Here is a 461-nt window from a genome sequence, read left to right as displayed (position 1 = left end):
GGATTCCACACCGCGCAGGTCGTCGACGCCGACCCGGACGCGGCCGCGCCCTGGCTGGCCACCGCGTACATCCCAGGACCGACGCTCTCACGGCTGCTCGCCGAGCGGGGACCGATGGACGAGGCCCGACTGCGGCTGCTCGGCGCGGCGTTGGCGGCCTGCGCGCTCAGGGCGACGGCGGCGGCCGCGACGGTGGTGAGCGCGGTCACCCGCGTGCGGCTCGGCTGCTTGGGTCGACGGTGGGACGCCACGAAGGCGAGCTCCTTCTTCCTCAGAGCCGCCCATCCGGTGAGGGGCAGGCGGTTCCTCCGCCGCCACCCCGGATGGGTGATCAACCGCGCGAAGGTTCGAAGCCCGACCCTAGTGACCAAGTTGTGATCAGTTCAAATCCCACTGGCAAAAATATCGCGCACGCACCACTTTATTTACACGCACCGCACGGGCAGTGATGAGCAGTTGAC

The 461-nt window shown here is 69.0% G+C and carries 1 protein-coding gene; it reads left to right on the top strand.

Annotated elements, in window-relative coordinates; translation table 11 throughout:
- Positions 1–378, top strand: a 378-nt coding sequence (locus OQ02_RS45380; RefSeq protein ID WP_033443762.1) for a hypothetical protein, incomplete at its 5' end; no start/stop codon positions are given.
- Positions 379–461: the final 83 nt, after the last annotated feature.

It is taken from the genome of Saccharothrix sp. NRRL B-16314, assembly GCF_000716595.1.
Lineage (GTDB): Bacteria > Actinomycetota > Actinomycetes > Mycobacteriales > Pseudonocardiaceae > Actinosynnema.
The sequence above is the reverse complement of the archived record's forward strand: the minus strand, read 5'-3'. Positions and strand labels throughout refer to the sequence as shown.